At 52.4% G+C, this 24,590-nt stretch carries 26 protein-coding genes; 6 read left to right on the top strand and 20 right to left on the bottom strand.

All coding sequences use genetic code 11. From position 1 onward, the window contains the following. The first annotated feature begins 1 nt into the window (after position 1). Entirely contained in the window at positions 2 to 556 is a 555-nt protein-coding gene (locus U9M73_RS02490) for a GNAT family N-acetyltransferase (RefSeq protein WP_323079048.1), read from the top strand. Further along, entirely contained in the window at positions 513 to 1,622 is a 1,110-nt protein-coding gene (locus U9M73_RS02485; protein ID WP_323076159.1) for a YheC/YheD family endospore coat-associated protein, read from the top strand. Before U9M73_RS02490 ends, U9M73_RS02485 begins: the two co-directional genes overlap by 44 nt. Positions 1,623 to 1,655: 33 nt before the next feature. Here U9M73_RS02485 and U9M73_RS02480 read toward each other — a convergent pair whose 3' ends face one another. The 6 genes from U9M73_RS02480 to U9M73_RS02455 form a co-directional block, all read right to left on the bottom strand. Beyond that, positions 1,656 to 2,354: an HAD family hydrolase gene (locus U9M73_RS02480; protein WP_260071506.1), complete on the bottom strand. Its 699-nt coding sequence runs from the start codon at positions 2,352 to 2,354 to the stop codon at positions 1,656 to 1,658. A 251-nt stretch (positions 2,355 to 2,605) separates the two neighbouring features. Further along, positions 2,606 to 2,752, bottom strand: coding sequence for a hypothetical protein (locus tag U9M73_RS02475; protein ID WP_009227045.1), 147 nt, complete (start codon positions 2,750 to 2,752; stop codon positions 2,606 to 2,608). Positions 2,753 to 3,169: 417 nt separating this feature from the next. Continuing rightward, positions 3,170 to 4,732 carry a cellulase family glycosylhydrolase gene (locus U9M73_RS02470; RefSeq protein ID WP_323076157.1) on the bottom strand — a complete coding sequence of 521 codons (1,563 nt, stop codon included), beginning with the start codon at positions 4,730 to 4,732 and terminating at the stop codon, positions 3,170 to 3,172. 241 nt (positions 4,733 to 4,973) lie between these two features. Next, entirely contained in the window at positions 4,974 to 6,065 is a 1,092-nt protein-coding gene (locus U9M73_RS02465; RefSeq protein ID WP_323076156.1) for a GIY-YIG nuclease family protein, read from the bottom strand. Further along, on the bottom strand, positions 6,062 to 6,610 hold the full coding sequence (yfcE, locus tag U9M73_RS02460) for a phosphodiesterase (protein ID WP_323076155.1): 549 nt from the start codon (positions 6,608 to 6,610) through the stop codon (positions 6,062 to 6,064). Before yfcE ends, U9M73_RS02465 begins: the two co-directional genes overlap by 4 nt. 289 nt (positions 6,611 to 6,899) lie before the next feature. After that, positions 6,900 to 7,979: an FAD:protein FMN transferase gene (locus U9M73_RS02455; protein ID WP_157273556.1), complete on the bottom strand. Its 1,080-nt coding sequence runs from the start codon at positions 7,977 to 7,979 to the stop codon at positions 6,900 to 6,902. A gap of 301 nt (positions 7,980 to 8,280) precedes the next feature. On the opposite strand from U9M73_RS02455, the gene U9M73_RS02450 reads away from it, so the two are divergent. Beyond that, complete coding sequence (locus U9M73_RS02450; protein WP_407673871.1) at positions 8,281 to 8,847, top strand: sulfite exporter TauE/SafE family protein; 567 nt, start codon at positions 8,281 to 8,283, stop codon at positions 8,845 to 8,847. Between the two features lie 60 nt (positions 8,848 to 8,907). Here U9M73_RS02450 and U9M73_RS02445 read toward each other — a convergent pair whose 3' ends face one another. The 10 genes from U9M73_RS02445 to U9M73_RS02400 form a co-directional block, all read right to left on the bottom strand. Then, on the bottom strand, positions 8,908 to 9,456 hold the full coding sequence (locus tag U9M73_RS02445; protein ID WP_009227051.1) for a CueP family metal-binding protein: 549 nt from the start codon (positions 9,454 to 9,456) through the stop codon (positions 8,908 to 8,910). A 72-nt stretch (positions 9,457 to 9,528) separates the two neighbouring features. Continuing rightward, positions 9,529 to 10,617 (bottom strand): AI-2E family transporter, encoded by a 1,089-nt coding sequence (locus U9M73_RS02440; RefSeq protein ID WP_323076153.1) that lies wholly within the window; start codon positions 10,615 to 10,617, stop codon positions 9,529 to 9,531. A gap of 518 nt (positions 10,618 to 11,135) precedes the next feature. Continuing rightward, entirely contained in the window at positions 11,136 to 11,333 is a 198-nt protein-coding gene (locus tag U9M73_RS02435; protein ID WP_083791541.1) for a hypothetical protein, read from the bottom strand. A 42-nt stretch (positions 11,334 to 11,375) separates the two neighbouring features. Next, entirely contained in the window at positions 11,376 to 11,945 is a 570-nt protein-coding gene (locus U9M73_RS02430; protein WP_009227053.1) for a manganese catalase family protein, read from the bottom strand. Between the two features lie 52 nt (positions 11,946 to 11,997). Continuing rightward, entirely contained in the window at positions 11,998 to 12,276 is a 279-nt protein-coding gene (locus U9M73_RS02425; protein WP_009227054.1) for a spore coat protein CotJB, read from the bottom strand. Between the two features lie 4 nt (positions 12,277 to 12,280). Beyond that, on the bottom strand, positions 12,281 to 12,499 hold the full coding sequence (locus tag U9M73_RS02420; RefSeq protein ID WP_009227055.1) for a spore coat associated protein CotJA: 219 nt from the start codon (positions 12,497 to 12,499) through the stop codon (positions 12,281 to 12,283). 187 nt (positions 12,500 to 12,686) lie between these two features. Further along, positions 12,687 to 14,051, bottom strand: coding sequence for a hemolysin family protein (locus U9M73_RS02415; RefSeq protein ID WP_009227096.1), 1,365 nt, complete (start codon positions 14,049 to 14,051; stop codon positions 12,687 to 12,689). A gap of 31 nt (positions 14,052 to 14,082) precedes the next feature. Next, complete coding sequence (gene yfkAB, locus U9M73_RS02410; RefSeq protein WP_009227095.1) at positions 14,083 to 15,222, bottom strand: radical SAM/CxCxxxxC motif protein YfkAB; 1,140 nt, start codon at positions 15,220 to 15,222, stop codon at positions 14,083 to 14,085. A 161-nt stretch (positions 15,223 to 15,383) separates the two neighbouring features. Next, complete coding sequence (locus U9M73_RS02405; RefSeq protein ID WP_323076151.1) at positions 15,384 to 16,211, bottom strand: undecaprenyl-diphosphate phosphatase; 828 nt, start codon at positions 16,209 to 16,211, stop codon at positions 15,384 to 15,386. Positions 16,212 to 16,247: 36 nt separating this feature from the next. After that, on the bottom strand, positions 16,248 to 17,681 hold the full coding sequence (locus U9M73_RS02400; protein ID WP_323076149.1) for a bifunctional metallophosphatase/5'-nucleotidase: 1,434 nt from the start codon (positions 17,679 to 17,681) through the stop codon (positions 16,248 to 16,250). Positions 17,682 to 17,817: 136 nt separating this feature from the next. On the opposite strand from U9M73_RS02400, the gene U9M73_RS02395 reads away from it, so the two are divergent. From U9M73_RS02395 to U9M73_RS02385, 3 genes are all read left to right on the top strand, one after another. After that, a complete protein-coding gene (locus U9M73_RS02395) occupies positions 17,818 to 18,570 on the top strand; it encodes a molybdenum cofactor biosynthesis protein (RefSeq protein WP_009227092.1) in 753 nt (250 codons plus the stop codon). An 82-nt stretch (positions 18,571 to 18,652) separates the two neighbouring features. Beyond that, complete coding sequence (locus tag U9M73_RS02390) at positions 18,653 to 19,684, top strand: HD-GYP domain-containing protein (RefSeq protein WP_028538233.1); 1,032 nt, start codon at positions 18,653 to 18,655, stop codon at positions 19,682 to 19,684. Positions 19,685 to 19,822: 138 nt separating this feature from the next. Next, the gene (locus tag U9M73_RS02385) at positions 19,823 to 20,161 is read left to right on the top strand and encodes a L,D-transpeptidase (RefSeq protein ID WP_009227090.1); all 339 of its coding nucleotides are present in this window, start codon (positions 19,823 to 19,825) and stop codon (positions 20,159 to 20,161) included. Between the two features lie 67 nt (positions 20,162 to 20,228). Here U9M73_RS02385 and sufB read toward each other — a convergent pair whose 3' ends face one another. Genes sufB through sufD form a run of 4 tightly spaced genes read right to left on the bottom strand, consistent with a single transcriptional unit; the run spans position 20,229 to position 24,589 of the window. Continuing rightward, positions 20,229 to 21,626 carry a Fe-S cluster assembly protein SufB gene (sufB, locus tag U9M73_RS02380; protein ID WP_009227089.1) on the bottom strand — a complete coding sequence of 466 codons (1,398 nt, stop codon included), beginning with the start codon at positions 21,624 to 21,626 and terminating at the stop codon, positions 20,229 to 20,231. A gap of 22 nt (positions 21,627 to 21,648) precedes the next feature. Continuing rightward, positions 21,649 to 22,071 carry a Fe-S cluster assembly sulfur transfer protein SufU gene (gene sufU, locus U9M73_RS02375; protein ID WP_036646693.1) on the bottom strand — a complete coding sequence of 141 codons (423 nt, stop codon included), beginning with the start codon at positions 22,069 to 22,071 and terminating at the stop codon, positions 21,649 to 21,651. Then, on the bottom strand, positions 22,071 to 23,291 hold the full coding sequence (locus U9M73_RS02370) for a cysteine desulfurase (RefSeq protein ID WP_407673870.1): 1,221 nt from the start codon (positions 23,289 to 23,291) through the stop codon (positions 22,071 to 22,073). Before U9M73_RS02370 ends, sufU begins: the two co-directional genes overlap by 1 nt. Then, a complete protein-coding gene (gene sufD, locus U9M73_RS02365; protein WP_016312905.1) occupies positions 23,288 to 24,589 on the bottom strand; it encodes a Fe-S cluster assembly protein SufD in 1,302 nt (433 codons plus the stop codon). The genes U9M73_RS02370 and sufD overlap by 4 nt, the downstream gene beginning before the upstream one ends. Between the last annotated feature and the right edge of the window lies 1 nt (position 24,590).

Here is a 24,590-nt window from a genome sequence, read left to right as displayed (position 1 = left end):
GATGGAGATCCGAGCCGTGTTCGTGGACGATGAGACTCCTTGGGAGCCGCAGCACAGTGAAATATTAGCTTTCATCCGAAAATATAACTCCGGCCGCGTTCCGCCCACCGTCCTCCGGAATCTGCTCCGGCTGACGCCAAGTGACTTGAAGCGGCCTGGCTGCTCCTTGCTCGTTGCCCGCATCCGAGCGGAGGACGGGGAGCGGCTGGCCGGCGCCTCTTGCGTCATGGATTACGGCCGCAAGCTATGCGTCGTCGTCGTCCATCCGCTGTACCGCGGCCGCGGGATCGGCGCGGGGCTGCTCCAAGCCCAGCTGACTCGGCTGGGGCAGCTTAGCTTCCGGGTGGCGTTGAGTCAGATTCAGAGCTTGCGCATGTGCTTTCGTGCAGGGATTTACGCTTCGGGCCTGACCCGGGATCCGAACGGGAAACCGCTGCTTCTGCTGGAGACCCGGCCCGTTTCCCCAACGCCTGCAACGTCGGTCTCCCATACCAGCAAAGAAGGTGATATTATTGTCACAACCCGTCCTGGGCATCCTGACCTTGTACCTCAATGACAAGAAGCTGCTGGAGGAACGCCATATCTACCAGCGCATGATCACTGAGGGAAAAAAAATGGGCCTGGACATATTCGTGTTCACCCCAATGGACGTGATTGACCAGAAAAAGCAGATCCTTGCCCTCGAGTACGATCCAAAGGGCAAGAAATGGTTCCGCAAATGGCGCAGCTTCCCAGACCTGATCTTTGACCGCTGCCGGATCCAGCGCAGCAAGCGGTTCGAGCAGCTGCTGAAGTTTCGGGCGCGTTACCGTCATCTGACCTTCCTCAACCGGCCGCTGCGCAATAAGTGGACGATATATCAAACCTTGTCCCGCAAAAGCCGATTCCGGTCCAACCTGCCGGAGACGGTGTTATTTCAAAGCAGCAGCGATGTGTTTAACCTGCTCAAAAAGTATTCCGCCGTCTACGTCAAACCGATTAACGGCACGGGAGGCCGCGGCATCCTGCGGGTAGAACGCCTGGACAGCAATCTCTTCCTGATCCAGGGACGGAGACAGAACCGCAATATCATCGCTCCCCAGAAAATCCACAAATCCCGGCTGGGCACGTTCCTGCTGGGCTGGAAAGGAAGCGGACGCTTCATCGCCCAGCAGGGCATCCAGATCAAGCTGCCCAGCGGCCGCGTTCACGACTACCGGATGCTGGTGCAGAAGAACGGTCAAGGCCAATGGGAAGTGACCGGCTGCGCCGGAAGGGTGGGTCCTCCCCGCAGCGTCACCTCCAATCTCCACGGCGGCGGTCATGCCGTGGCGATGAATACGCTGCTGAAGCAGTGGATCCCAAGCGAGGAGCGGCAGCAGGAGGTGCGCCGGACGGCGGAGAAGCTCAGTCTGGAGGTCGCAGCCTACCTCGAGGAGACGTTTGGGGCCTTGTGCGAGCTGGCACTAGATTTGGCGATCAACCGCCATGGCCAGATCTACCTGCTTGAGGTGAACCCCAAACCTGCCCGCGAAGTGTTCCATCAATCGGGCGACTCCCAAGCGTACCGCGCAGCGATCATTAGGCCGCTGGAATACGCGTTATGGCTGCATAAGCAAAAAGCCGCTTCCCCCTCCAATTAGGAGGGAAGCGGCTTACTGCTTGTTATTTGCCTATTACGCTTCCTCCGCCGCCTGATCATACAAGGAGATCAGTTCATCGAAGTTGCGAATCCGCACGTCGGAGCCGGCCAGCTCCCGGTCATCCCCGAAGCCGGCATAGGCGCAGCCGATCACGGCTAGCCCGTTCCGTTTGCCCGCTTCAACATCCGAGGAGCGGTCCCCAATCATCCACGCGCGGGTGATGCCATGCCGATCTAGGAGCAACTTGACGAGATCGACTTTGGTCGCCGTTTGAAACTCCCCTGCGCTAAAGAGCCCTTCAAACAGCGGAGCAATTCCATGCGCCTCGGCCACTCCTTTGACATAATGCTCTAGCCCGTTGCTGGCAACAAACAGCCGTACGCCCCGTGCTTTGAGCTCCTGCAACGTTTCCGGCACTTGCGGATACAACTCGGTAGCCAGCTGCTGCAGCCCTTCCAGCTCATATTCCAGCAGCAGTTCATCGGCCCGGCGATGCACCGTCTCGCTATGGTTCGGAATCACCCGGCGCCAGATGTCCGGCAGCAGCATCCCCAAGCAGCTCAGGATCAATTCTTCCGGCGGCGTCTCCCCGGCATACAACCCTTCTTTTCGCAACTGGTCAAACACCTTATGAAAAACCGGTATGAGCAGCGTTTCTGTTTTGAATAACGTCCCGTCCATGTCAAAGATCATCGCTTCCGGCCTAGAAAGCTTGACAGCCTGTCTCTCCATCTCCACATTCCTTCCGTATGTATGATATAGCCTCATGATATGTCAATCAGCATTCCTTGTAAACCGAAGCATGATCCTAATTTCGCCCGAGTTCCCCAACGTCTCTTGATCTCGGCCCCCAGCAGCAACAAGATTGGAAAAATAACCTGAAATGGAAATTCGTAGAAGTCATAGGTCTTCATTGCAAAATCCCACATCTCCATAATGTTGTTGTACAACGAGTTGGCTAAATACGTAATCAAAAGTCCCAATTACGGTGTGCGTATTGACCCGGATTTCGACCGCTGATGATCCTTCAGGCTAATCATCGGGAGTATGCTGCTAATGCCAGGTGTATTCACCGTATCGGCGAAATCAAACAATTCCATGACCGGGGCGGTCGACAAATTGGTAATCAACGTTTCGGTAAACCCCTAGGGTGGCCCAATCACCGACTTTTCCACTGACCTCGATGTTGAAATTTACGGAATTTAATAGTGGAATCGCCGGGAAATATCCGTTTGAATAATGCGATGTTCTCATCGACTGAAGAATGAAGGCGTTCCTTGATCTGCAAGGGATTTCCTCCTTTCACCAAAGAGTGTGGATATGTTATTCCCAATTTAAGCAAATTTTATCAATGAATCCCGTCCGGAAGTTTGCATAAGAAAAACGTCTATCGACGTACATTCAAAGTAGACAGACCGCGTTTAGCGGAAGTTTTTCTTGCGATATCAGGATGCCAATGCCCCGAAGTTTATACTTTCTGATATCTTAAAAAAGACAACGGGGACGTATACACTTCCCCGTTGCCTTTGTCTGAGCTTCGGCTGCCATTACTGGGTAATCAGCCAAAAGGCTTCCCAAGCGCCCCCAACCTGATCCCGGTTAGCCACCAGTCCAGCTCCGTTATTCAATTCCACTGTCACGTACTTGTCATTGGCCAAGGCGAACAAGGCGATCGTCCCGTCGGCCAGCTGTTCCTTCCGGAACTTCTCCCATAGTTGAATGCTCTCGCCGCGGGCAATCAGCTTGCCGCCGTCGTTCAAGTCCGCGGTGACGTATTTTCCATTGATTTTGGATTTCAACGAAATCGTTCCATCATTGTTGTTGATGATTTCGAACAGCTCCCAATCCTGGGCTGTATCGCGATTTGCGACCAGCGGAGCGCTGCCGGCGTTCTCCGCGCTGACGATCTTCTTATTCGCTTCCGAAATCAAATAAACGAACCCGGTAGGCGTAGGAGGCGGGGTTGACCCGGTCGTATATTTTTTCACCAAATTTTGCAGTGTGGTGTTTGGCCGAAAATTCTCAGTATTAAATTTGCTCCATTTAGCGGCGATCGTCGCCGGGCTGTCTCTTAAGATGTTTGGCACCGGATTTGGGTTGTTGTTGAAGTAACCCCAGTTCCCGTAGTTCGAGCTGACCTTATACGTCCAGTTCGTCCAAGAGATATTGGAGGCGTTCATTCCAGCCAAGAACTTCTCCCACAGATCGGTAAAATCAAACAGGCAAAATTCTCCGACATACACCGGCACGTTCCACCGGGCTTGGTGATCGCGCAGTCCTTGCAAAGCGGTGTTCACCAGATTGTTCTGCACATTCCAATCAGAAGCCTCGTTGCCGGCCATCGCGTAATAGTGCATCTCGTACACCACGTTAGTCCAACCAAACGTATCCGGGTCATAGAGCTGGTTCCAGTTCCAGGCCGCTTCGATGAAGATCGTATGATCGGGATCGATTGCGCGGATCGCCTTATAGAGTCGGTCATAAAAAGCGTTCAACTGCTCCTTGCTCACCCGGTCAGGTTCATTTAACAGATCGTAACCTGCCACGGTCGGATTGCCTTTAAAATGGGCTGCAATCCCTTCCCACAACCGGACGGTACGATCCTGATACTGCTGGTTCTTCCACAGCTGCGGATCCGAGTTGACCTCGCCCGAGTTATCGAAGGTGTTCTGGGCCCCAAACGTACCGTGCAGATCCAGCAGAACGTAAATGCCCCGATTCCCCGCTTCGCGGACGAGCCAATCCAGCTTGCTCCACGGATCCGCCTTCCAATTGCCGTACTTGTCCATCAGCTCCAGGTACAGAATAGGCACGCGGACCATATTCATCCCCATGTTTTTGATATTGTCCAAATCCCGCGTAGTCAGCCAAGCGTCTTGATACGTTTTGATCAGGCTTTCCGCCGTTTGCGCGCCATGCAGGCTCGTCAACGTTTCACGCAGCGTCCATTCGTCCTTCACGCCAAGCGGTGACATCCAGCTCTCCTGCAACAACCAACCGCCTAGGTTGGTCCCCCGCAGATTGACGATATTGCCTGTGCCGTAGTTGTCCCGCAGCACCGTACCGTTGGCTTTCAGGAAACCGCTTTGCTCAATTCTCGACACATTCATGCCGGAATCTCCCTCTGCGGCTTGGGCAGAAGGAACAAACATGGAGTTACTTAAGGTCAAAGCAGCAAGAATCATACAGAGTAGGAAAGTGCGGAGTATTCTCTGGATGTCACGGACAGCATTGGGTCGGATCATGATCATCACAAATCCTCCTTTATTACAATAATGGTTTATATTTCCTTTTTAAACATAAACTATTATTGTAAGCGCCGTCAATAGAAAGATCATTTCATCGATTCTTTCAGATGATCGCTTCTAGCAGATGTGCGATCCGGGCCGTAACTGCGGCTTCAATCCATGCCTGTGGAATCCGCGCGAAGCGGCACTCACTGCTTTGTAAATAACGGTAGATGATCCGAGCCTCATCTATTTCATCTCGGGTAGGTTTGCCCGTCAGGGGAGGAGAGCTATGGCTTAGACAGGCCAATGCCTTCTCCGCCATTTTCAGAGACAGAGAGGCTCGGGAGCTTCCTTCTGAAATTTCAACCTTCCGGCTATACAGGATCGTATTTCGCCGCAATATGAACCACTTGGCCTTCCGCTCACTCCAACGTTCCAGGACCACGAAATTCCCGTTCTGCTCAACAAATCCGGCGATCTCCTCTTGTCTCGCAAACAGATCGATGGCATGAAGGGCATCCCTGAGTTTGGCTGCGGCTTCAAAATCAACCCGTTCGGAAGAGTCCCGCATTCGTCCCTCCAACTCTTCCCGGAGGCTGGAATCCGAGCCATCCAGCAGCGCAGCAAAGCGGTTCATCACGCAGTTGTTGAGTTCAACCGCCTCCCCGCCCAAACATGCGCCGAGACATAAGCCCAGCGAATGGTTCAAACAGGGTACTCCAGTGGGAGCGGAACGGGGACGGCTGCAAGCGATACGCAAGGCTTCGCGAACGCTCCGGACTGCCGCCTCCACAGAATGTCGGCTCGCCGAATAAGGTCCGTAAACTTGGCGGATTCCCGGGGCCTCCGGCACATCGACGACCTCCAGGTCCCAAATCCCGTCCGTGTCGCGGATCACCAAATAGACATAACCGTGCGGACTCTTCATCTTTTTGTTATACATCGGCTTCAGTTCTCGAATCAGCCGGCACTCCAGCATCAGTGCTTCGAATTCGGTGTCGGTCCTGAGGATCTCCAAATCCTTGACGTTATGCGCCAATCTCTCGACCTTCTTGGAGCGGTGACGGGAGGCATGAAAATAAGAGCGCACTCTTTGCTGCAAGTTCTTCGACTTGCCGACATAAATGACGCCTCCCGCCGCGTCCTTCATCAAGTACACCCCCGGCGCGGCCGGGAGGGTGCGCAGCTGCTGTTCGACCCGTTCGTTTGTCATGGAGCAAACTCAATCCGTTTGATGATCTCCCCGGCAAAATCCTTAACGATAAACGCCCCTGCCTTCAAAATGCCATAGGAATTAGGGAAATTCTCCTTCGGCAAGGCGATGGACCCCGGGTTCAGAACATAAATGCCGTCTTTGATGTCGGCCACCGGCACATGCGTATGTCCTTGAATAAACACGTCACCCGGCGCTAGCGGCGGAAGCTGCTCGATGCTGTATCCGTGCCCATGCGTGACGTAAATACGACGTCCTTCCAAGTAGAGCATGGCATAATCCGCCATCATCGGAAATTCCAGCAGCATTTGATCCACTTCCGCATCGCAGTTCCCGCGAACAGCGATCAGGTTATGCTTATGCTCGTTAAGCGTTGCCGCGACCTGCTTCGGATCGTATCCGTCAGGCAGCGGATTTCGCGGCCCATGATACAGGAAATCCCCCAGCATGATCATTTGATCGGGCTGCTCCTCTGCCGCTTTGGCCATCGCCCGATCCAGCCAAGCGCTTGACCCGTGGATATCCGAAATCAACATCAATTTCATCGAAACCAACTCCTTACCTCTTTCGTTTTAGTATAAAGGAAGAAAGAACGTCTGGCGAAACACACTGAAATTTATCATCGGAGATACCTAGTATGAAGTCCATCAAGAAATGGGTAGTGATCCTTCTAGTCTTTTGGGGGATGTGGAAAATCTTATTTTTCCTACTAAGAGACGTTCTGTTTGAGGTGCTGACGTTCCCAGATCCCTATGCCAATATCCTTCAGACAGCGTCTGATAAGCAAATAAGACAAGAAAGACGTCCAATCGCTTGAACGTCCTTAGCCTTCTATTATTCAACCAGCGTGTACTGCGGATCTGTCACCTTAAACGAATTTTTGATACCGGACGTGACGTAAATTTTGTTGTCTTTTGTTATAAACATCGCTTCCGTCCCGTCATTCAAGTCCTCGATGTATTGCAGCCCTTCCTCCAGGCCCATCACATAAACGAAGGTCGACAGCGCGTCCGCGTCCGTTGCGTTATCCGCCAGAATCGTGACGCTCTTTAGATTATTTTGCGCCGGCACGCCGGTTCTCGGATCCAGGATATGGTGATACATCACATCGTCCTCGATAAAGTAACGTTCATAGATTCCGGAAGTATCAATGACTTGGTCGCTTAAACGGATCGTTCCCATGGTCGTGCCCCGCGAGCTATCCGGATCTTGTAGACCGACGTTCCAGCTGTCTCCATTAGGCTTGTTTCCAATCACGATGATGCTGCTGCCGCCGAGGTCGACAAGCGCGCTCTTGACGCCTTCCGCCCGCAAATAGGCCGCAACCTCGTCCGCCGCATACCCTTTGCCGATGCCGCCGAGATCCAGCACCATCCCAGGCCGTTTCAGAAAGACGGTGCGCTTGGCTTCGTCGACCACTACGTCTTGATATCCCACCAGGCTAAGTTCCCGCTGCAAATCCTCCGGAGCCGGAACATGGGCTCCTTCATGGCCGATATCCCAAAGATCCACCAGCCCGCCGACCGTCGGATCAAACAGCCCGTTCGTCTCTTTGGCGTAATCAAGCGAGCGTTTCAGCACCTTCATCGTATCCTCCGACACTTCAACCGCCTGTTTGCCGGCTTCCTGATTTACTTTGTAGAGCTGGCTCGTCTCCAAGGTCCGGCTTAACTCCTGATCCAAGGTTTTTAGCATCGTATCGATATGATCCAAATGTTCCTCAGCCTTCGGGTCATCATACAATTTGATGTTAACCACCGTATCAAAAATATAATATTGTTTCGAGGCCGGCTCCGCGGCCGTTGGTTTCTCCTTGTTCCCTGCATTTCCCCCGCAGCCGGAGAGGAGGGTCATCAGCATTGCCGTCAAGCCTAAGATCACGGCCCGTTTGCTCCATTTCTGTGTTCGTTGCATCATTTCACCTCATTTGAAAGTTCACGCAGCTTGTTGTTAACTTCCCGTATTGTATAATTTTCATCACACTTCGTCTAGGAAGTACATCACGATCAGCTGGGTACTGCAAGATAAAATGAGCATGAAAAAGAAGCGAGATCGATCTCGTTCCCAAAATGGTCAACTCCAAGCCAAGGTTGAAAAACCAGGAACAACACCAACAAAATTCGGTAAGCTAACGTAAAATGACCAGTAGCAAAATTCTCCTCGAACGCCGCGATAACCTTTCTCCGGTTCGATCAGCCATTACCGGGAAGGGAATATGAAGCTGCGGCCCGGGGTGGTCGTCGGCTTAACCGTTGCAGCGGGAGCGTGGATCAGCTCGGGCTGGTCATCCCTGATCCCCGAAGATCAGCTGGGATATTTGACCTCCGGGATGCTGTTCGCTTCCGGATTCGCCCTGTGGTTTCGAATGGCCTATGTCTCCCGGCGGCCGAAGACGCCCGAGATCATGGACGCCTCATCCGGCAAAGGCTGGCGCTTTGGGGTGAATGCACCGCTCGTTGGCTTCATTACCGGCGCTTTATCGGGGCTGTTCGGAATCGGGTCGACCCCCTTTATCCAACTGGGGCTGATGCTGCTCCTTGGAATGTCCATGCGATACGCCGCCGGAACAACCATGCTGGTCATTATGCCAATTGCCCTCGCCGGAGGGGCCGGTTACATTACCATCGGGTACCTGGATGTACAATTGCTCGCCACCGTTGTCATCGGCACGATGACCGGCGCGTATATTGGAGCCAAGCTCACGAAGCGCGTGCCTGCGGCTTGGCTAAAAACGTGCATGGTGCTCACCCCGATGCTGGGCGGCGCAATCCTCTTGTTCTAATTATCGATCCAAAAAAAAGGACCCTTCTGATGAGGGTCCGTCATTTTTATACGTTTAGCACTAGCTGAGCTGCAACGAAGTAATGCAGGTTTGATCTCCATCAAATGTGGAGATTTCCGACTCGGCGGTTTTACCGTCATGACTGACTTGAATCCGGTAGGTTTGATTGCGAGGCAGCCACAAGTCGATAAATCCGTTCGCCTGGGACGTCATCTTTTGGTCCAACACGGTATTCCCATTCGCATCGGTGACGTTGACTTGAAACTCTTGCTCCGTCATCTCGCCGCGGCATCCGGTCAAGCTATGAATCTCGCAAGGATGTGTCTGATTCTCGTAAGGCGCGATCGAGACGAAAAATTCGTCCTTCGGCAGTTCATACGTCTTCGAGTCCGCCGTATCCCCGTCCACGATCAAATGGCTGGACGTAATCGAAGCAGACTTAGCGGTGAGTTTACCCACGCTGTAGTCATGAACCATCTGCTTGATGCTCTGAGCGTCTAGAGCTTTTGATTCCGTTTGCTTATCGGCTTGTCCCGTGATAAGAAAATAACTTCCCAACGCGGCAACCACAATGAACCCGGCCGCCGCCAAGATGGTATTGCGTTTCATTATCGGCACCCTTTCGCTACCTAGTATTCGATTGCTTGTTCCTTTCTGAACAATCCAATTATAGCATAATCCTCACAATGTTTCCCATTGCGACCGGAGGAACAGCTTGTAAATCCGCTTCCAGGCAATTTTTAACAGCATATACACCGGGATGACGATCAGCATCCCAATGATGCCAAACCAATTGCCGCTTCCCAAAACGAGCAAAATGGTCGTCACCGGATGGATGTCCAGCTTTTTTCCGAACACGTAGGGTGAGATCACATTATCCTGAATCTGCTGCGCCAACAAAATGATGACCAACGCCCAAATGCCGGTAGACGGAGACTCGATGAGCCCGATAATGACAATGGGAATGGCGGAGATAATCGCCCCAAACAAAGGGATGAAATTCATAATAACCGCAATCGTCGTCAACAACAGCGCATACGGCAGTCCAATGATCAGGAAGCCGATAAACATCAGTACGCCCAACGCTGCGTTTACGATCACCCGGCCGATAATATAATCGTTCAGCGCCTTGTCCATTTCAATGGCAGCGCGATACACTTCTTTCCGATAACGGATGGGCGAGAGCTTGACCAGGCTGCGTTTGAAGCGATGCCCTTCCTTGAGCATGTAGTAGAGCAGGATCGGGAACGTAAACATCACGATCGCGAACTGGGACAAGAAAGAGAAGAAACCGCTCAAGTAATTCGTCAAGAAGGAGATTCCCTGGCTTAAGTATTCCGAGAAATTGTCGGCTAATCCGGAATCGGAAGGAAAAATGGACGCAAGGAAAGGCAATTCTCCCCATTCCTTTAGTCGCTCTTCAAGCAAGCTTATAAATTGGGGGATGTTTTGCACTAAATTGATCAGTTGGGCTTGCAACATCGGCCAGACCACCGCGATAAAGGCCATGGCCAAGATCGCCATAACGACATAGAGGATAAGGATCGCCAAGGACCGACGAATCTTATGCTTTTCCATGTACTGGACCACAGGGCGGAGCAAATAGTAAAAGAAACCGGACAGCAGGAGCGGAATCAAAAGGGCCCCGATGACGGCCTCCATTGGGCGAAAAAACGGCCTCACTAAGGAGAACACATACACGATGGCCAGCAGAATCAAAACAAATTTCGCTCCGCGCGTCCATCTCTCCAGCAAATTCATTCTCATCATCACCTCACTTTGTATAATTCGTCGAATAAAAAAGATCTCTATTCTATATTATTGGTTTTCAGATCAAAAATAAAATTCAGCGGGTTTCCCCCAGCTTATCGAGGTATGGAGTCCGTTGCGTTGCTGTTTAGCGGTAAAAAAAGGCCTTATTTCTCACACTCGCTTCCAAATCAAATGTGGAAATTGATTCAAGATCAAAAAAGTTAAAAACCTAGAGTGGACTTATTATGCTTGGAATGCTTAAAATATCTATAGCCCTGCTGTGGGCCAAAAAACCAGCAATATGTATTTGATGAGAAATAGACATAAACTTCGAAACTTATTTTTAATACTCGGGGTTCTATTTACACTGAATTCTGTATTACTTCTTTATTGATATCTTCAAACGATGCAAGGAGTAACAGACATTAGCTAGAAGAAGAATCATAGACCCTGAAAGAATGCGGTAACGTAAACAGGAGAGAAGCGGAAATTCGCCGTTTCTCTCCTGTTACCTCGTACCCTACTGACTCCTTAACTCAACCCGCCTGCTGGCCTGCTGCATCAATTCTTGCCTGCGAGGCGTTCGAGCAATTCTTGCAGACTTTCAGCTGTTGCCCTGCACTTGTGTTTATGACATACAGCAGCTTGATTCGCGTGCTTCCGCACACTGGACACGTTCCACGACCGCGCGAAGGTAAGTTCCAAAGCGATTTTCCACGTTTATTTTTGGCCATGATCAGATCCCCTTCAACGATAAAATAAGTTCATTTCAAAAATTAGAAGAATTTCTTATGCTCCCGATCCTCTTTCAGAATTTCTACCGCTTCACGGAACCGCAAGCTGTGCACGATTTCGCGTTCGCGCAGGAACTTCAGGCTGTCCTGGATATCCACGTCGTCGGTCATGTCGATGAGCCACTGATATGTAGCCCGCGCCTTCTCCTCGGCTGCGATGTCCTCGTACAGGTCGGCGATCGGATCGCCTTTCGCCTGGATGTACGTCGCCGTAAAAGGCACCCCGCCCGCGTTCTCGTAAAAGAGCGCCTTGTCGTGGTTCACATAATACGGATCCATCCCGGCCGCCTTCAGCATCTCCGGCGTCGCGTCTTTGGTCAGCTTGTAGACCATCGTGGCGATCATTTCAAGATGGGCGAATTCTTCTGTCCCAATGTCGTTCAGGAGCCCGATCACCTTGTCGGGAATCGTATATCTCTGATTCAGATAACGCAGCGCTGCTGCCAGCTCCCCATCAGCGCCGCCGTACTGCTCGATCAGCAGTTTCGCCATCCGCGGATCGCATTTGCTGACGCGTACCGGGTATTGCAGCTTTTTCTCATACACCCACATAATTCCTGTTTAACCTCCTTTAGCTTCCCGTCACGGATGGAAGGCAGGAAAGCTAAACCTGCCACGGCCAAGGGCTTTTCGACCATTCCCACGGGAATTTCGAATACGCGCGCCCGAAGTTTTGCAGCGGGCCATACAACTGTTGAAAATGATTTGCGTGCTGCGTCCGCTCCTGGGTCAGCTGATTAAATTGCTGGATCGCGGCAAGATCATCCGGATGCGTATCCAGATACAAATTCAGCTCTACCAGCGCGAAGTCCAGCGCCTGCAGCTTCTCAAGCTTCTCGTAAAACTCCTGATCGAACGGTTGGTTGTTGGGATTTGTCGACATGGGATCACCGTCCTTTTCCCCATTTGGATTCATAAGGGCTGTACAAAGCCGGCCATAACGTACCGTGTCTCAGGGCGTCCATCGGGCTAAACTGCGGCAAATTCGGAGGTTGAAAGTGGATAAACAGCTGCGGAGGGGTGCTGTAGGTTTTTTGCGTGATCGGCGGACACGGATCGAATGGGCCAATATACGGGGTCCACACACGTTCTTGAGGATGGTTCAAAGAAACTTCCTCCTTACTTCAAGCATTGGTCATGCAGGCAAGCCACCAAATTTTCCCTGCATCCTACCTATAACATATGACAATCGCCCAAATAATGAACCAGAAGAGACGTATTTTTACAAAAAAATAAACGCCGCCCCTAAATCCCAGGGACAGCGTTATGCAGCCGGATGAAGCTTGTCCGGCTTTATTCCTCTTCGATTTCCTCTTCCGGCTCCTCGACAACGAGGCGGATGACCTTCACGCGCGTGATGCGCAATCGGCTGGCTTCCTCAACCTCGAATAAGAAGCGGTCAACCTGTTTTCTTTTGCCTTTGGCCGGGGTGCCTTCCAACTCCTTAAACAACCAGCCACCGATGGAGTCCACTTCCTCGTCTTCAATGTCGCTGCCGACCAGTTCATTGACTTCTTCGATCAACAAGCGGCCGTCCACCGAATAGACATCATCCGTTATTTTCTCGATATCCGGACGTTCATCCTCGAACTCGTCATGGAGATCGCCAACGATCTCCTCGAGAATTTCTTCCGCGGTCAGCAGTCCGGCCGTTCCGCCGTATTCATCGACGACAAGCGTTACTTGAGAATGCTTCTTCTGCATCAAGCGAAGCACCTGGCTGATTTCCATCGACTCCGGCACGTTCAGGATCGGGCGAACCATCTCCTCCAAACGAAGCGGCTTCTCCGAATCGGGCAGCAGCAGGTCGGTAATATGTACGAACCCGATGATCTGATCCTTATCCTCGACGGCAACCGGATAGCGGGAGTGCTTCGTGTTGGCTACGATTTTCATATTATCTTCCCAGCTCAAATTCGTGTACAAGCAATCCATATCCGTCCGCGGCAGCATGACCTCACGGGCCAGCATGTCGGAGAAGTCGAAAATATTGTCCACCAGCTTCATTTCATCTTTATCGATGACGCCGCTTTTGGCGCTTTGATCCATGAGAATGCGAATTTCTTCCTCGGAATGCGCCGCCTCGCTCTCACTGGCCGGTTCAATTCCAATCAGCCGGAGCGCGCCGTTTGCCGCTGTATTCAAGAGCCAGATCACGGGAAGGAATAAGCGATAAAACATCAACAACGGCCAAGACAGCCATAAGGACGCCGCTTCCGACTTTTGGATCGCCAGCGATTTTGGAGCCAGCTCCCCCATCACAATATGTAAAAACGTAATGATCGCAAAACCGACCGCCACCGAGACCGTGGAGATCAGAGTGGGATCGGTTGCGCCCATCTTATGCATCAGCGGTTCAATTAAAAGCTCGGACACCGCAGGTTCTCCGACCCACCCGAGCCCCAGCGATGCCAGCGTGATGCCAAGCTGTGTCGCCGACAAGTAGGTGTCGAGCCGCTTATTGACCTTCAGTGCGTAATTCGCCCGGCGGTTGCCCTCCCGGGCCAGTTGAGTCAGCCGGGATTGGCGAACCTTCACGAGCGAAAATTCGGCAGCCACAAAGAATCCGTTTAAGAAGACGAGAATTAGGACGATCAGTAAGTTCCATATCAGCTTGCCGATTTCAAAATTGGTATGAGCATCGAGGGCTACCGGCATGTCATACGCCTCTTTTCTAGTTTAGTTCTACTTATAGAGCAGCCGCTTTACGCGATTTAAAATCCGTATCTTGATAATACATGTCCGCAACCAAGAGATTCGGGCCGCAGCAACCAGCCGCATCGCAGTGGCAGTTGACCTTCTGGTTTAATGGATGCTCCGTCAGCCAGCGGCTGAAGATCTCGTCCAGCTTCCCTTCCCGCACATTGCCAAAGGCCGGGATGGCAGCAAAATCCGTTACAAAGACATCCCCGGTGAACATATTCACATTTACGCGGTTACGTCCATCCGGATCATTGCGAACGGTCACGTTAGGCTCTTTCCGCAGCCTGCGCAGCAGCTGCAAGTCTTCTTCATTCCCGTTACAAGCAAAGAAAGGCAGCGTTCCGAACAGCATCCATACGTCCGGATCCCGAGCGTCCAGCAGCGAGTGGATCGCCGCTCGCATATCGCTTAACGCCAGCACAGGCAACCCTTCGGCAAAATCGGCCGCATACATCGGATGGACCTCATGTCTTTTGCAGCCCATTTCTACGATCATGCGATGAATCTCCGGCAGTTTGCGGTGCGTCCGATAGTTAATCATCGACTCGGCAGACACGAACATGCCCGCTTCGCTGAGTTTGCGTGTGTTCTCAATCATCGTCTCGTACATTTTATAAGCGACCTCCGGCTTGACCGGGTGTCCGCTGCGAGCGAATCCGATCTCATGGAAATCGCGTTCGCTTGTATAGTTAAACGAGATGTGCATCACATCCAAATAAGGAAGCAGCTTCTCGTAACGTTCATAGTCTAATGTCAGATTGGAATTGATTTGCGAACGAATCCCGCGCTCCTTGGCGTATTTCAGCAGCGGGATAATTTTCTCCTCCACGGTTTGGCGCCGAAATGTCGGCTCGCCGCCCGTGATACTAATCGTCTGCAAATGTTCAACTTCATCCAGCGCCTTCAGAATCAGCGGCAGCGGAAGCTGCTCGGGTTCCTTCAGCACGAGACTGTCGCCAACCGCGCAGTGCTCGCAACGCATATTGCATAAATTCGTTACCGTCAGCTCGACGCTGGTTAAGGCATGACGACCAAACTCCCGCAGGGACAAAATCGGGTCCCATGGATCATAACTCGGGCTGATCGGCCGAATGCCTTCATTTATCGTTATCGTCTGTTTTCTCATTATCCACTACCACCATTTCTATTCCGTCCGCTCCCGCAATCCGGATGGAGTGCGAAAGCGGACATATCTACTGTCGTAAGATGACGTTTCTCCCGTCCTCATTATAAATCTTTTTCCTGGATTTCATTCCAGCTTGAAATACTGCCCGCCCTTGAAGTGTATTAACGCATAATAAAGATCCAGAACAAGGCGGCCAAAACAAACCGATAATAAGCAAAATGGCGAAGCTGCACCTTTTGGATGAGCTTTAAGAACGCCAGTACGACCACATAGGCCACAACAAAAGCAACCACAAAACCGATCAAGAAATACCCGATCGTTTCGGACGTCAAATAGCGGTACGAATCCAGCATTTCGTAAGCGGACACCGCACACATGATCGGGATGGCAATAAGGAACGAGAAGTCGGCAGCCGCTTTGTAGCTGGCACCGCTCAGCATCCCGCCGGCAATCGTCGAGCCGGACCGGGAGAAGCCGGGCCAGAGCACGGAGATACACTGATACAACCCGATCAGAAGCGCTTGTTTATAGGTCAGCTGATCCATTTCTTGCGCAGTAACCACCGCTTTGTTCTTATTAAACCATTCGGCGAAGATCATGAATAAGCCGCCAACGACAAGCGCCCATAATACCGTCTGCGAGCTGAACAGGCCTTTGATAAAATCGCGGAAGAAAAATCCGACAGCCAGCGCCGGCACAATCCCCAGCAGAATATGGATTAAATTAAGACGGCCCTTCGGGGCGTTCAGGTCAACGACCGTTATTTTTTTGCTTAAGCCAAGCAGATTTAAGATCCGTTCCCGGTAAACCCAGGCCATGGCAAGGATCGCCCCAAGCTGAATGACGATTTCAAAGGTCTTCATCTCCGGCGACTGATCATCGTATCCCATCAGCTTGGCAGTTAATATCATGTGTCCCGTCGACGAGACCGGAATAAACTCGGTTAAACCTTCCACAATGGCTAAAATAATCGAGACAATAAGACTCATTCGTTCCTCCTGATCGAGTGTGACTTCGCGCTATAGTTATTCTACTTTTTTCCACCGGGATTGAAAACAGGTATCCACTGCGCCGGCCGTCTGCAGTTCAAAGCGGAGCAGATCGCGCAAAAATTCAGGGAGCATATAACGCTTCTCCGTCCCCCGCTTTAATCGTTCATAACCGACGCCAAAGGTGAACATATCCAGCGTGCCTACGAGATACGTCTGGTCGCTCCGCAATGGCTTGCCCGCAACGCTTGCCCGGATGATCCGCTCGAAAGGGGGAGCGTCAGGGTTGTATTCAATCTCCAATCCGTCAACGCAAATGCCGCCAAGCACCTTTCCCCGAAAGCCAAATCCCATAATGAATTTACCCCTCTTCTCCTCAAGCAGCGATTCCTCCAGACTTGCCAAAATATCTTCCCCAGACAGCCGCATCGTACAAGGGTTAATCGGCGAAGGGCAACGTTCATGCAGCATTCCTTCGCTGATCTCTCCAGCCGGCAGGCTAGCGAGCAACTGACCGCTGTTCACCAGAGAAAATTCGCTGTTGGTATGACGGCGCACCGCTTGAGCCAGCAGATTGCCAAACGGAGATTCTGCCTCGTAGGACACCGGCAGCTCGCGATCCGTCACCGCAACCGTGCGATTCAACCGGAGCTTTGCTGCTTCTCTCTGCAAGGCGATGGCCGTCTCCACCTGCTCCAGCTTCGGCCCTTCCCGGACAGGCAGGCAAACCCCGTCCATCGATAACCGTCCGGTTACGGCCTCCCGGAGAACAACAACCTTCCCTAAGTAGTTACCGAACTTCCCTGCAGCCGTAACCATCGTTGATCCGATGCGCAGCGGCTCCTCCAGCAAATGATGGGTATGCCCGCCGATGATCAGGTCGATGCCCGGTACCGTCTCGGCCAGCTGCTGATCCATCGGCAGGCCTAAATGGGACATCACAATGACCAGATCCACCTCATCGCGCAGCTGAATTACATCCCTGGCGATCGTTTCCAGCGGATTCAGGGATTCCAAGCCCAGCAGCTCATAGAACTCAGCAAACGCAGCCGTCGCAGCCACCAGCCCAATCTTAAACCCCTGCTTGTGCACGACCAGACGGCTCTGCATCCACGCTGGGGGCCGTCCCGTCCGCATCTCTACGATATTTCCGCAAACGACGGAGCTGTGCAGGCCGGCGTAGGCCTGGCCCAACATTTCCGGCGTAAAGGTCAGCCCTTCATTATTGCCGATCGTTACCGCATCGTATCCCGTTAGGTTCAGCACGTCCACATTGGCCTGTCCTAAGGTGCCTTCGGTTTCGATCGCCGCCCGGTCCATATGGTCGCCGATATCGAGAAGGAGCGTAGAAGCCGGCGCCTCGGCACGCAACTCATCAATCATCGCCGCGATGCGCCCCATCGTTTCAAAATGGCTGTGAATATCGTTGGTGTAGAGTATCGTTAACGTTTCCTGGTTCGTCTCCGGCATAAGCACTACCTCCTTGCCCTCTCAATCTATTCGGCTTATTCTAAATTTTAGAGTTCAATGTGTATTATATACCTTAAAATTGATCGTTGTCTTGTTATAATGTATATTACTTACAAACTATTCCGAGGAGACTCCTATGAATATTCAAATTGCTCTTTTTGCCGGGTTGGCGGACCGGATCGGTACGTCAACCTTAAGCTTTGCATACCCTTATCCAGAACGTCCAATTACAGCAGCCTCGTTAAAGGAAGCGTTAGCTGAGGCTTATCCCTCAGCAGCTGCGCTGATTTCCGCCTCCTTCGTTGCGGTAAATCAGGAGTACGCTGCAGGCGATACGCCCATCCATGCGGAGGACGAGATCGCACTGATCCCGCCGGTATCCGGCGGAGAATGGAGTTCGAACGATGCTTCGGATCCGGCGGACGATCAACTGTACATCATCACGGAAGAACCGCTGTCCGTGGAGGAGATCACGGCTAAGGTTATCACCCCCGACCATGGCGCCGTTCTAACGTTCACCGGGACTACCCGGGAATGGACGCAAGGTCAACGGACCGTCCATCTCGAATACGAAGCCTATGTGCCGATGGCCTTAGCCAAGCTGCGCCAAATCGGCGCCGAGATCACGGAGCGCTGGCCAGGAACCCGCTGTGCGATTAGCCACCGGATCGGTCGCGTGGATATCGCGGAAATCAGTGTCGTCATCGCCGTATCGGCACCTCACCGGGCCGGATGCTACGAGGCCAGCCGCTACGCGATTGAACGTCTTAAGCAGATTGTCCCGATCTGGAAAAAGGAAATCTGGGAAGACGGTTCGGAGTGGAAGGGCCATGGACTTGGTCCGTGGGACCCTCGTGTACCGGGAGAACACCTCCTTTCGGGTGATTGACAAACCTAACAATTTCGTTGTCAACCCATTTGTTTCCTGATATGATTAAGAAAAACAGGAAGATTACGAGGTGTCATCGTCTTTGAAAGTACATATTATGGAGCTCAGTCCAGGCGACCGTCTCCAACATGACGTATTTAATCATTTCGGCGTTTTTGTTTTGCAGAAAGGCTGTGAATTGAGCAGCGATTCCATCGTTAAGCTAATGCAGCATGGGATCGACTACGTAGATATCGAACCGCAAACCTTAGACGCCGAATTCCCTTCGGATCCTGCCTTCCGGGCCAAGCCATATATGGATGAAGCCGTTGACGGTTTCGAGGAACTGTTCCTGAAAGCGCTAACGAACGGGACGATCGACGAAGCGAAAGTGGACAAGCTGTTAGAGCCGATGATCTCAGAACTGGATAACCAGAAGGACGTCGTCTCTTTATTGCTGATGATTGGTGACGGTGACAATTATACTTACCATCATTCCATGCAAGTCGGCATGCTCAGTTATTATATCGCCTCCTGGTTAGGGTATCCTAAGGAAGAAGCCTACAAGGCTGGGAAAGCCGGCTACTTGATCGATATCGGCAAGAGCAAGGTCCCACAGAGCATTTTATCCAAGCCCGGCAAGCTGACGCCGGAGGAATTCGAAGAAGTGAAGCGTCATTCCGAATACGGTCATGACATTATTCTCAATTCTACCGGAGACGAGCTTTCGGCCTTGGTGGCGCTGCAGCATCACGAACGGGAGGACGGCAGCGGTTATCCGCATGGCTTAACAAGCAAGGATATCCATCCGTTCGCCAAGATCGCCGCGGTTGCAGACGTGTATGCGGCGATGACCTCCAACCGGGTCTACCGCTCGAAGCAGGAGCTGCTGTCCGTGCTGCGCGAGTTAAACAGCCTTAGCTTCGGCCAGTTGAGCCCGGAGCCAACGCAAGCATTGATCCGTCATCTGTTGCCGAACTTCATCGGCAAGAAAGTGATGCTGAGCACCGGCGAGATCGGTTCTATCGTCATGACGAATCAAACGGACTTCTTCCGTCCGCTGGTCAAGACGGATTCCCGATTTGTCGACCTGTCCAAAGAACGCGAAACCTCAATCGCAGAAGTATATCTCTAATACGGAATTCTCCCGGGCCTGCACAGGACCCGGGTTTTATTTTGCCTTAAGCCTTGGCGATCGGCTCTTACGCATTCGCCCAACCAACTTATGCCTACCCGTCATACACTAGCAAAAAACAACGGGAGGCGCGCCTACATGCCCAATTACCGCATCATCGTGGATATATCGGATCGCATGCTGTACCTGCTGGATAACAACAACGTCGTACGTGGGTTTCCGGTTGGGATCGGAACCATGCTCACGCAAACCCCTGTAGGGTCGTATACCATCGTCAACAAAGCCCCCAATCCCGGCGGGCCGTTTGGCGCCTATTGGATGGGCTTGTCCAAGCCCCATTACGGGATCCACGGCACTGATGATCCTTCCTCCATCGGCAAAGAGGTTTCACACGGGTGTATCCGAATGTATAACCCGGACGTCATCGAGCTAGCCCGGATCGTGCCGATCGGAACCAGCGTAACGATCCGCCAGTAAAGCCCAACCACGCAAAAAAAAGGAGAAGTCCCGCTCAGGGGCTTCTCCTTTCGTTTGGCCTAAACTTTTAACCGATCGAGCCTTCCATCTCAAATTTGATCAAGCGGTTCATCTCTACCGCATATTCCATCGGCAGCTCTTTCGTGAACGGCTCGATAAAGCCCATAACGATCATTTGCGTTGCTTCTTCTTCGGTCAGACCGCGGCTCATCAGATAGAAGAGCTGCTCCTCCGACACCTTCGATACGGTCGCCTCATGCTCCAGCGTGATGTTGTCGTTCATGATCTCGTTGTATGGGATCGTATCCGACGTCGACTCGTTATCGAGAATCAGCGTATCGCATTTGATGTTCGATTTCGCGCCTTCCGCTTGTCGGCCGAAGGAAGCGAGACCGCGGTAAGTGACCTTACCGCCATGTTTGGAAATCGACTTCGACACGATCGTCGACGTTGTATCCGGCGCCAGGTGGATCATTTTCGCACCGGCATCCTGAAGCTGACCTTTGCCGGCAACGGCGATGGACAGCACGCTGCCTTTCGCGCCGCGGCCTTTCAAGATAACGGCTGGGTACTTCATCGTCAACTTCGAGCCGATATTGCCGTCAACCCATTCCATCGTTGCGTTCTCTTCGGCTACCGCACGTTTCGTAACCAGGTTATAGATGTTTGGTGCCCAGTTCTGGATCGTCGTGTAGCGAACGCGAGCGTCCTTCTTCACGATGATTTCCACGACCGCGCTATGCAGCGAGTTCGTGCTGTAAATCGGCGCCGTGCAGCCTTCGGTGTAATGCACGAAGCTGCCTTCGTCGGCGATGATCAGCGTACGTTCAAATTGTCCCATGTTCTCCGAGTTGATCCGGAAATAAGCCTGCAGCGGCACTTCGCATTTCACGCCTTTTGGCACGTAAATGAAGCTGCCCCCGGACCATACGGCGCTGTTCAGAGCCGCAAACTTGTTGTCCGCAGCAGGAACTACCGTACCGAAGTACTCTTTGAACAGTTCCGGATACTCACGCAATGCGGAATCCGTATCCATGAAGATAACCCCTTGATCTTCCAGGTCCTTCTGAATGCTATGGTATACGACCTCCGACTCGTATTGCGCGGAGACGCCGGCCAGGAACTTCTGCTCGGCCTCTGGAATCCCCAGCTTATCAAACGTTTCTTTGATTTCTGCCGGGACTTCTTCCCACGTCTTACCTTGTTTCTCAGATGGTTTCACGTAGTATTGAATATCGTTAAAATCGAGCTCGCTCAAATCTCCGCCCCAACGCGGCAACGGCATTTTCTCGAACTGCTCAAGCGATTTGAGGCGGAAATTAAGCATCCACTCCGGCTCGCCTTTAATACGGGAGATTTCCGTTACGATTTCACGGGTCAAGCCTTTACCGGATTGAAAGATCGCCTTGTGTTCATCCCGGAAACCGTATTTATACTCTTCTAATTCCGGTGCTTTTTTGGCCATGTTCGGCTACCTCCTCAGGGGATTAGATTTCCGCTTGGATTCCTTTTTTCAGCGCATTCCAAGCTAACGTAGCGCATTTGATGCGGGCAGGAAATTTTCTAACGCCGGATAAGGCCTCAAGATCTTCATAGTCGTCAAACTCCACCGTTTCTCCCATCATCAGCCGGGAGAACCGTCCAGCTAGCTCCATCGCGTCCTCGATCGTCCGTCCTTTGACGGCCTCAGTCATCATCGAAGCCGACGACATGCTGATGGAGCAGCCTTCCCCGGTAAAGCGGGCGTCCTTGACGACGTCTCCTTCCACAATCAACTGCAAGGAAATGCGGTCGCCGCAGGTCGGATTGTTCAAATCGACCGTCAGCGCGCCTTCCTCAAACTTCCCGCGGTTCCGCGGATTTTTATAATGATCCATTATGACACGGCGGTATAAATCGTCTAGTTGCATCACCCAAAATACTCCTTTGTTTGGATTAAAGCTTCCGCCAGTCGGTCGATATCCTGTTCCGTATTGTATAAATACAGGCTTGCTCTAGCCGTTGCGCTTGCTTCAAGCCAACGCATCAGCGGCTGGCAGCAGTGGTGACCCGCCCGGATGGCGATCCCGGAAGCATCAAGCACGGTCGCAACATCATGCGGGTGAATGTCCTGCAGATTGAAGGTGATTAGCCCTACTTCACGCTCGCGCGGTCCGTAGAGGGTGAGTCCTTCGATCTCCGACAGGCGGTTCATCGCATAAGTGGCAAGCTTGGCCTCGTGCCGGTGAATTTCCTCAAGCCCGATGCCTTCAAGGAAATCGATGGCTGCCGCCAACCCAACCGCACCCGCGATAATTGGCGTCCCGCCTTCAAATTTCCACGGAAGCTCCTTCCAGCTTGATTCATACAATCCGACATCGTCGATCATTTCTCCGCCGTATTCGATCGGCTCCATGGCTTCCAGCAGATGCTTCTTTCCATAGAGTACCCCAATTCCAGTTGGTGCGCACATTTTGTGGCCGGAAAAAGCATAAAAATCAGCATCCAGCTCCTGTACGTTAACCTTCATGTGCGGGGTGCTCTGCGCGCCGTCAACAACCATAACCGCCCCGTTGCGATGAGCAATCGCCGCGAGCTCCTTGACGGGATTAACAACGCCCAGGACGTTGGATACGTAGGCGGTCGCCACGATCTTCGTCTTGGGAGTAATCGTCTTCTCCGCATCCGCCAAATCGATATGACCGTCCGGCTGCAGCGGGATATATTTCAATACAGCTTTCTTCTTCAACGCCAATTGCTGCCAAGGAATCAAATTGCTATGATGCTCCATCGGAGTAATGACGATTTCGTCGCCTTCACCGACATTCGCCGCTCCGTAAGAGGATGCAACCAAATTCAGCGAGGTCGTAGTGCCACGGGTAAAAATAATTTCTTCCCGGCGCGCAGCCCCGATAAATCTGGCTACCTTCTCGCGGGCATTCTCATAAGCATCGGTCGCCCGGCTGCCCAGCGTATGCACGCCGCGATGCACGTTCGCATTATCCCATTCGTAATAATGCTTTAACGCTTCAATTACGACCGTCGGCTTCTGCGAGGAAGCCGCACTGTCGAGATAAACGAGCGGATGCCCGTTTATCTCTTGCTGCAGAATGGGGAATTGCTTCTTCAGCTCTTCAGCATGGATAGTCATTGTCCCAGCTTCCTTTCCACTAGACCTTGCAGTTGCTTCTGCAACGGTTCCAGCGGGATATCCGAAACGACCGGCGCCAAGAAGCCGTAAATGACCAAGCGTTCCGCCTCTGCACGGGTAATCCCGCGGGACATCAAGTAGTAAATTTGCTCTGGGTTCACCTGCCCAACGGAAGCGGCGTGTCCTGCGGAAACGTCATCTTCGTCAATCAGCAGAATCGGGTTGGCGTCACCGCGAGCCTTCGGGCTTAGCATGAGCACTTTCTCAGTTTGCTGACCGTCCGCTTTCGTGGCACCTTTCTCGATTTTCGTGATCCCGTTAATAATCGCAGTAGCTTCTTCCCGCATTACGGCGCGGGTAATCATTTGGCTGTTCGAGCTCTTCCCATAATGGACGGCCTTCGTCGTGTAGTTCAAACGTTGTTTCCCCGAACCAACGGCGATGACCTTCGCATCCGAGTTCGAGCCGTTCCCTTTCAAGATCGACAGTGTCTCACTCGCCGAATCGCCATTGTTCATTTCGCCGATGATCCATTCGATGCTGCCGTCATTCTCAACAACAGCACGGCGATAGGTCACATCCGTTGCTTGCTCAGCCAAATGGTGCACTGTCGCGAATTGGACTTTGGCGCCCGGCTTCACCACCACTTCGGCTGCACCGTTATGCACGATGCTTCCATTCAGATTTACAGAAATATAGTTATCCACGTAGGTAACTTGGCTGTTCGTGTCCGCCACGATCAGAACGTGAGGCGTGAACGAAGAGCTCGCGTCATCCAACAGGAAAATCGTTTGCAGCGGCGTATCAATCACCACGTTCTTCGGAACGTACAGAAAAACTCCGCCATTCCACAAAGCTGCATGCAAAGCGGCCAAGCGATTCTCATCCGGCTTGATCACGCTGTGCAGGTGCGCCTTCACCAGATCCCCATGCTCCCGCACGGCGGTCTCCAAATCGGTGAAGATCACGCCTTGGCTTGCCAGCTCCGGTGCCAGCTTGGTAAATACAGTATCTGCATTCCGTTGAACCAGCAGATTGCTCTGCTCATTCAATTCCACCAGCGATTGAATGCTGTCAGGTAACTGCTGCGTATGTTCACCCCGAGCTTCAGCAAGGGTTCCGAAGTTGCTCAAATCCCAGCGGTCAATCCGCGTCTTCTCCAATTTGGGCAGTTCCAGTTCCGCCGCCAGCTGCAGCGCCTTCGTCCGGCTGTCGGTCAGCCAGTCCGGTTCGCCGCGCTTCGCGGACAGTTGTTTGAGTTGCTCCGCTTCTACCGGAAGTACGGTTTGTGTCGTCATT

The sequence above is a fragment of the Paenibacillus phoenicis genome (genome assembly GCF_034718895.1).
GTDB lineage: Bacteria > Bacillota > Bacilli > Paenibacillales > Paenibacillaceae > Fontibacillus > Fontibacillus phoenicis.
This window is presented reverse-complemented; position numbering and strand designations above follow the sequence as displayed.